The sequence below is a fragment of the Actinomadura logoneensis genome, assembly GCF_003428695.1.
GTDB lineage: Bacteria > Actinomycetota > Actinomycetes > Streptosporangiales > Streptosporangiaceae > Spirillospora > Spirillospora logoneensis.
Map to the genome: position 1 here is coordinate 1 of NZ_QURH01000221.1, position 6,642 is coordinate 6,642.

Here is a 6,642-nt window from a genome sequence, read left to right on the forward strand (position 1 = left end):
GTGCTGGCGGCGCGCCGCGCCGGGGTCAGCGTGCGCCGTACCGCCGAGCTGGCCGGCCTCTCGCCCGACACCGTGCAGCGCTGGCTCGCCGAGGCCCGCGCGGCCGGACGGCGCCGAGTGCTACAGCTCGCCGACCAGTCCGCCGACCCGTTCCGCCGCGGCTGGGCGCTGGCCGACCGGGCGGCGCTGGCCGCCGACCCGGCCGACGCGCCGCAGCACTCGGACGGGAAGTCCGCGGTGGCGCTGCTGCACGTCGCCTACGCTTCGGCGCTGGCCAGGGACCCCGGTCTTGCCCCAGACGAGGACCTGCTCGCCGCCGCGCGGGAGGCGGCGGTGGCGGCGACCGAGGCGCTGCCGGTCACCGCGACCGTCCCCCAGGTCGCCGCCGCCGCCGACTTCGGGCGCATCGACGCCGCGTTCGCCCGGTTGGACGCCGCCGCGGCGGCGCTGCTGGCCGGCGACCTGGCCGCGCTCGCCCCGCATCTGCGCCGGGTCCGCGGCGGCGACCCGGCCCGCTGGCGGCACGCCGCCCGCGCGCTGCTGAGCGTCCCGCGCACCACCGTCCCCCGCCCCCTGCCCGAGCCGGACGCCCCCGAGGCGCGCCATGGGTGACCAGGGACCAGCGGCGGCGGGCACGTGGGGGCTGGCGACCGCCGCCTACCTCGGCCGCCCGCGCCGCCGGCATCTGCTGGCCGGTCCGACCCTCACCCGGTGCGGGTTGGCTGTGCTGGAGACGACCGACGACCCGGCGGTGGGGCCGCCGTGCGCGCGATGTGTGGCCTGCGCCGCCCGCGCCGAACGCGACGACGCGCGCTGGAAACGGCGCTGGAACCCCCGTGATGCCCGCGCCGGGACCGGTCAGGACTGACAGGTTGATAAGAGGACTTCTCATTCACTCCGCGAAGGGCCCCGAACGGGCCCCGGACGGGTGGTGGCCACCTTAGGCCAACCCACTTGGCCAACTATCTTGGCCAAGTGGGTTGTCGTCCCGCCGGACGGCTGACAGAGTCGGCCCCATGAGCGACTTCTCCACCGACCCGTTCCGCACCTACCCGCACCGCCCCGAGCGCGACCCGGCGATGGACCCGCTGGAGCGGATCAAGCGGGCCCGGCTGCGGCTGAACCTGGCCGACGCGGCCCGCGGCGAGGCGCGCCGCCTGCTGGACGACGCGATCAACATCGCGCTCGACCTCGGCGTGCCCCAGGTCGAGGTGGCCCGCGAGTCCGGGTACAGCCGCGAGACGATCCGGCAGAACCGCCGCGAGGGCGAGGCCGCGCGGTCCCTGGCCCGCCGGCCGCTCGCCGAGACCGCCCCCGACCCGAGCACCGTGCAGGCCGACCTGCCCAACTGGGCCGGACGGGCGCGCGGCGACCTGCTCGGCGCGGTCGAGCAGCTGCGCCACGCCGCTCGGCACGGCCTCACCTCCGGGCACGGCCTGGACCTGTCCCAAGGACTGACCGAGCTGGCGCTGCTGGCCGAGGCCCTGGAGGAGCTGTACGAGCTGGCCGACCCCACCGGGCAGCTGCGGCCGCGCCCCCAGACCGCGCCCTGCCGCCACTGCGGCCAGCCCCTGCGCAAGCCCGCCGGCCGCGACTGGGAGCACACCGACACCGGCGCCTTCCCCTGCGACCCCACCGGCGTCCGGGGACCGTTCGCCGCGCCCGCCGACGCCGAGGACACGCGCGTCAACACCACCCTTGGATCGGCATGACCTTCTTCCGCTGGCACGGCGAGCACGTTCCCCTGTGTTTCTGCGCCGACCATGCCTGGTCCGGGCTGTGGGGAAGTGCCTGGACCGAGGACGGGTCGCGCACCAGGTGCCCGGGGTGCGACGGCACCGGTGAGGGCTGGCGCGACTGCCCCCGCTGCCACGGCGACGACCCCGACGACTGCGAGCGCTGCGGCGGGGACGGAGGGCTCCCGGAGTGCGAGGTCTGCGAGGGCGAGGGCTGGCAGGACTGCGAGCCCGGCGACGACTGGGGCCAGGTCATCGAGTTCGACGGTGAGGTGACCGGCACCGGGTTTGACGACGAGCCCACCGTGGTGCCCACCAGCGTCGTCCGGACGATGACCTGGCGCGAGTTCAAAAGGAGTGCCAACACCTGACGAACTGGCCACCGAGGCCGACGACCACGACACCGACCAGGACGCCGCGGCTGACCGCCCGCCCGAGCACCCCAGCAAGGAGGCCACGATGCCGATCGTCAACCCCCTGAATCTGCCGGTCATCGACGAGGACCCGATCCACCTGCACCCGATCCACCACATCGACAGGCCGGACGACCTGGCCGCGCTGACCGCCGCGATGCAGGCGGCCGGGTGGGACGGACCGCCGGTCGTGGTCCACCACGGCACGGGGCTGACCGGCGTGCACCGCATCCACGCCGCCCGCGCCGCGGGGGTCGAGGTCCCCACCGTCCAGGCCGCCGCGCTCTTCGCCGCCGCGGGCGTCGAGTTCGACGGCGACGCCGACCTGTACGACCTGGAGCCGGAGTTGGCCGCGCTCTATGACCGATTGCCGAGCGCCGTCCGCACCACCTACGGCCTGGACGCCTGACGCCCCAGCCCTGACGCACAGTGACGATGAGAACGGGCGTGTCGGTCCCACCGCTGAGCGAAACGCGGCGCTAGACTCTCCGGCGTCCCTCCGGGACGCCGGAGTAAAGGCGCGAGTCGCTCCCGCCTCAAATCGCGGTCGTCATTCGTCGCTCTGCGCAACCACTCCGCCGGTCGCGGCCCGAGTCACTGGGGACGCCGACGGCGCCGCGCGGTGGCCGGGTCGTACTCGGCGTCGTCCGGCGCGGCGGACCGTGAGTCGGGCCGCGGTGGCGTCGCCGACGACGCCGACCCGGACGCCGGCGACTGGGCGCGTGGCGGCGGGGGGCCGTAGCCGTAGGGGTCGCCGGCGGCCGGACGGGCGGCGCGCCGCGGGTACAGGCGCTCGGCGCTCGGCGCATCAGCCGGGATCGGCAACCAGGGGACTTGGACCGTGCGCCACACGCCGCCGATCCACGTCAGCGCCCGGCCGGGGATCGGCGCGACCCCCATCGCTCGGTGCCAATCGCCCGCGACATCGAAGCTCATCTTCGCGCCCGCGCTCGACAGCGGCCCGAAGGTGATCCGGTCGAGGAGCTGGTCACGCATCGCGCCCGGAACGGCGTCCCGGGCGTCCGGGCGCTGGGTGATCACCCACAGGATCACGCCGGACTCCAACGCCTGGCGGGCCAGGGTCTCCACCACGGCGGCCAGGTCGGGCCGGGACAGCAGCACTTGCTGCAGCTCGTCCAGGACCACCAGGGCGCGCGGGTGGTCGGGGCGGGTGGTGCTGCGGCCGGCGCGCCAGTCGAGCATTTCGGCGTACCGGCGGGCGACCTCCGGCGCCACCAGGTCCTCCAGGACGTGCGCCCACTCCTCGGGGGTGTGGGCGACCGCGTGGACGCCGCGGCGGCCGAGCAGGGGGGCCAACGTGCCGCCGCCCTTGCCGTCCACGGCCCACACACCGCCCGGCCACACGCCGTGCGTCAGGCCGTCCACCACCCACGCCCGCACCCCCGACGATTTGCCGTGCTGGGTGCCGCCGACGATCAGGGCGTGCGCGGTCGGCTCGTACAGCGCGAGCGGGACGCCGTCGGCGGTCCGGTCGGCGGTCTCGCCGTGCGTCTGGCCCAGGACGATCCGGCCCGGCCCCTGCCGCCAGTCCCGCGCGGCCAGGCGGCGCGGGAGGCTCGGCATCCGGGCCAGGGTGATCCGGCACGCCGCGGCGTCGAAGGCGACCAGGTAGTCCGGGCGGCGCACGGCCTCGGCCGGGGTGCGCGGCGGCGGCCCGCACAACTCCCACATCAGACGCCCGGTCAGGTCGTCGCGGCGGGTTTCGGAGTGCGCGGCCCAGTCGGCCGGGTAGGTGACCTGGACGCGGTCCAGCGTCATCCCGGACCACAGCGCGCGCCCGACCTGCACGGCCTCATCCCGCGCGACGGCGCGGGCGCCGATCCGCAGCCGCCGCAGGATGCGGGCGCGGGTCCGGGCCGGGATCGTCACGATCGCCAGCTCCGCCAGCGCGGCGACCACGACCAGGGCGACGGCGACACCGAGCAGCGGACGGCCGGCCGCCAGCCACAGCGCCGGGACCACCGCGGCGACCAGGCCGAGGCCGGTCGTCCAGCGGCGCGCGGCCGAGGCCGCGGCGGCCCGCCGGTCGATCGGGTCGTCTCGCCAGGCCAGCCGCCACCCGCGCCACCACGCTAGCCCGGCCGCGACCGGCAGCAGCAGCACGGCCGCGGCAGCCGTCGCCGGCGAGGGCAGGCCGCGGGCGACCCAGACGGAGGCCGCGGCGACCAGGACCGCCGCCCACCCCCACCGTGCCCCGTCGGCGAGGGCGTTGCGGGTCTCCCGGACCAGCATCGAGCGGTCGGCGCGGTCGGCCAGCTCCACCCACGCGCGCATCAGACGCCCGCCCCGCTCCGCTCGGCCCGCCGGGCCAGGATGCGCGCGCCGGCGCCCGCGATGTCCCACGCGGCGCGCTCATGGTCGCGCTCACCGCGCCGCGCCTCACACGGCCCCCACCCCGCCGGACGCCCGCCCGGCCCGTCCCCCGGCCGGGTCGGCCAGAAGGCGGGCGGGTAGTGGTCGCTCAGCGGCCGGGCCCGCACCAGCCGGCCCGCCGCGTCCCGGTCGTAGTGCGCCCGGCCGTGCTGGTCGGCCCGGACCAGGACAAGGCCGGGGTCGTAGGCCAGCAGCCCCGCGACGAGCTGGCGGGGGATCAGCCAGTCGGCCAGCGCGATCCGCCGTCCGGCGGGCGGGACGGTCACCTCACACGCCAGGTACACCGGGCCGCCGCCGGCCTCCCGGTGCCGGTCCACCGTCGCCTCCACCATGTCCAGGACTCGGCGCTGATAGCGCGCGAACGCGGCCAGGTCATCGGCGTTGTCGGTGGCGCTCGGGTCCGGGCGGCCCTCGGCGTCGACGGGGCCCAGCGTCCAGCCGTCCCACGGGCGATCGCCCACGCGCAGCACGCCCGCCGTCCAGCGGCGGCCCGGATCGATCCCCAGCACCGCCGGCCCCGCCGCGCCGCCGGTCACTGGCCCGGTCCCGCCGCCGGCGCGGGCCAGACGGTGACCTGCGCTGAGATCGTCGGGGCGGTGCTGGACTGCGTGGCCCGCGTGATGACCAGGCGGGCCAGGTGGCCCCGGCCGGTGTCCACGCACACCACGTCCCCGGCGTGCAAGGTCTCGGTCGAGCTGGCCGCCGAGCTGGCGGCCGAGGCCGCGCACTCGGACGGCCCCGACGGCGCCCCGCTCTCCAGAACCGCCAGGCGCGCCGACCCCACCGCGTGCAGCACCGGGGCCAGCCAGTCCGCGCGCAGGTCGCCGCCGTCGCCCGACACCGCCCGCGGCGGAGCCGCGTCCAGGTCCCGATCGGTCGCGGGGCCGACGATCGTCATCGTGCCCGTCCACGACGGGGTCACCGGACCCGGCCCGGCCGGCGCCGTCCCCGACGGCACGCCGGACGGCGCCACCGAGGGCGTCACCGAAGGCGTGGCCGAGGGCGGCGCCGTCGCCGACGGGGCCGGCGCCGAGGGGGAGGCGGTCACCGTGGCCGTGACCGTGGTCTGCGGCGCGGCCCGTGGTGTGTCGCCCGAGCTCCCGACGATGAGCGCCACGGCGAGCGCGAGGACCAGGAGCACGCCGACCACCGCACCGGCGACCCACACCGGCCGCATGGCGGGACCGTCGGCCGGCCCCTCCGCCGCCGGCCCCTCATCCGCAGAGTCGGCCGGTGGCTCGTCTGGCTCTTCCCACCGTCCGGTCTCGCTCCGGAACGTGTCGGCCGGGTCGGGCACGCCCGCACCTGGCACGCCCGCGCCTGGCTGATCCATCGGTCGGCCTCCCTGAATGCGCCGCGAGTGGATCACCGAGCGTGCCGCGCCCACAGCCCCATTGACCAGAGGTGCAACGCCGTGTTTCCCCGATGCGGCCAAGTCGTGACGGGGCTCGGCCGGGAACTTCACGGCGACGAACTCGAGTGCGACCCGGACGCACAGCAGCAGCACCAGGCCGACGACCGGCGCGACGACCAGCAGCAGAACGCCCCACAACCAGCCGTTGCGCCAGCTCATCAGCCACACCGCGACCAGGACCCACCACCCGGTCACCAGCACGATCCCGGTCAGGCACCCCCGGTAGATCCACGTGAGCAGGCTCGGCGTCGCGTACGAGCGGAAACGGGTGTCCCCCAACGTCCTCAGCAGGCCCATGCCCCGATCCTGGGCCCCGGCTGTCCCATCCGTCACGCGCCACCGCCACCATGGCCAGCAGGCAACGCCCCGAACAGCGCAAACGCGGCCCGGAGCACCGGGCCGCGTCCAATCGGCATCCTCGTGCACCAGCTCGACCGGCACGCCCACCCGTCTCGCCTCAGCGCGCGGCCCAGCCGCCGCGCCTGGACGACGCTACGCGACAGTCATCGGGCGTCCTGCTGCCCGGTAGGGGTGGCGCGGGCCTGGGCGGCGTCGGCACGCTGCTCGGCCCGGTCGGCACGCTGCTCGGCCCGGTCGGCACGCTGCTCGGCCCGGTCGGCACGCTGCTCGGCGCGGTCGGCACGCGCCGCCTGGTCGTCGGCGCGCTGCTCGGCGGCGTCGGCGC

General features: G+C 76.7%; 9 protein-coding genes. 6 read left to right on the top strand and 3 right to left on the bottom strand.

From position 1 onward, the window contains the following. From DZF91_RS12520 to DZF91_RS12535, 5 genes are all read left to right on the top strand, one after another. Positions 1-612: helix-turn-helix domain-containing protein (locus tag DZF91_RS12520; protein WP_147341120.1), on the top strand; the 612-nt coding region annotated here is incomplete at its 5' end. Further along, a complete protein-coding gene (locus DZF91_RS38895) occupies positions 605-868 on the top strand; it encodes a hypothetical protein (RefSeq protein ID WP_147341121.1) in 264 nt (87 codons plus the stop codon). The genes DZF91_RS12520 and DZF91_RS38895, both read left to right, overlap by 8 nt. A gap of 148 nt (positions 869-1,016) precedes the next feature. Then, positions 1,017-1,712 carry a hypothetical protein gene (locus DZF91_RS12525; protein WP_117357647.1) on the top strand — a complete coding sequence of 232 codons (696 nt, stop codon included), beginning with the start codon at positions 1,017-1,019 and terminating at the stop codon, positions 1,710-1,712. Further along, entirely contained in the window at positions 1,709-2,107 is a 399-nt protein-coding gene (locus tag DZF91_RS12530; protein ID WP_117357648.1) for a hypothetical protein, read from the top strand. The genes DZF91_RS12525 and DZF91_RS12530 overlap by 4 nt, the downstream gene beginning before the upstream one ends. Beyond that, entirely contained in the window at positions 2,094-2,558 is a 465-nt protein-coding gene (locus DZF91_RS12535; RefSeq protein WP_117357649.1) for a ParB N-terminal domain-containing protein, read from the top strand. Before DZF91_RS12530 ends, DZF91_RS12535 begins: the two co-directional genes overlap by 14 nt. Positions 2,559-2,743: 185 nt before the next feature. On the opposite strand, the gene DZF91_RS12540 is transcribed toward DZF91_RS12535, so the two are convergent. From DZF91_RS12540 to DZF91_RS12550, 3 genes are read right to left on the bottom strand one after another with little or no spacing between them, the layout of a single operon-like run. After that, positions 2,744-4,444 carry a hypothetical protein gene (locus tag DZF91_RS12540; RefSeq protein WP_117357650.1) on the bottom strand — a complete coding sequence of 567 codons (1,701 nt, stop codon included), beginning with the start codon at positions 4,442-4,444 and terminating at the stop codon, positions 2,744-2,746. Then, positions 4,444-5,079: a hypothetical protein gene (locus DZF91_RS12545; protein WP_117357651.1), complete on the bottom strand. Its 636-nt coding sequence runs from the start codon at positions 5,077-5,079 to the stop codon at positions 4,444-4,446. The genes DZF91_RS12540 and DZF91_RS12545 overlap by 1 nt, the downstream gene beginning before the upstream one ends. Next, positions 5,076-6,254: a DUF4282 domain-containing protein gene (locus DZF91_RS12550; RefSeq protein WP_117357652.1), complete on the bottom strand. Its 1,179-nt coding sequence runs from the start codon at positions 6,252-6,254 to the stop codon at positions 5,076-5,078. The genes DZF91_RS12545 and DZF91_RS12550 overlap by 4 nt, the downstream gene beginning before the upstream one ends. 50 nt (positions 6,255-6,304) lie before the next feature. Between DZF91_RS12550 and DZF91_RS38900 the strand changes: the two genes are divergently transcribed. Further along, positions 6,305-6,642: hypothetical protein (locus DZF91_RS38900; protein WP_199486593.1), on the top strand; the 338-nt coding region annotated here is incomplete at its 3' end.

Coding starts and splice junctions, on each gene's coding strand:
- DZF91_RS38895 (WP_147341121.1), top strand. CDS start 605: ATGGGTGACCAGGGACCAGCGGCGGCGGGCACGTGGGGGCTGGCGACC.
- DZF91_RS12525 (WP_117357647.1), top strand. CDS start 1,017: ATGAGCGACTTCTCCACCGACCCGTTCCGCACCTACCCGCACCGCCCC.
- DZF91_RS12530 (WP_117357648.1), top strand. CDS start 1,709: ATGACCTTCTTCCGCTGGCACGGCGAGCACGTTCCCCTGTGTTTCTGC.
- DZF91_RS12540 (WP_117357650.1), bottom strand. CDS start 4,444: ATGCGCGCGTGGGTGGAGCTGGCCGACCGCGCCGACCGCTCGATGCTG.
- DZF91_RS12550 (WP_117357652.1), bottom strand. CDS start 6,254: ATGGGCCTGCTGAGGACGTTGGGGGACACCCGTTTCCGCTCGTACGCG.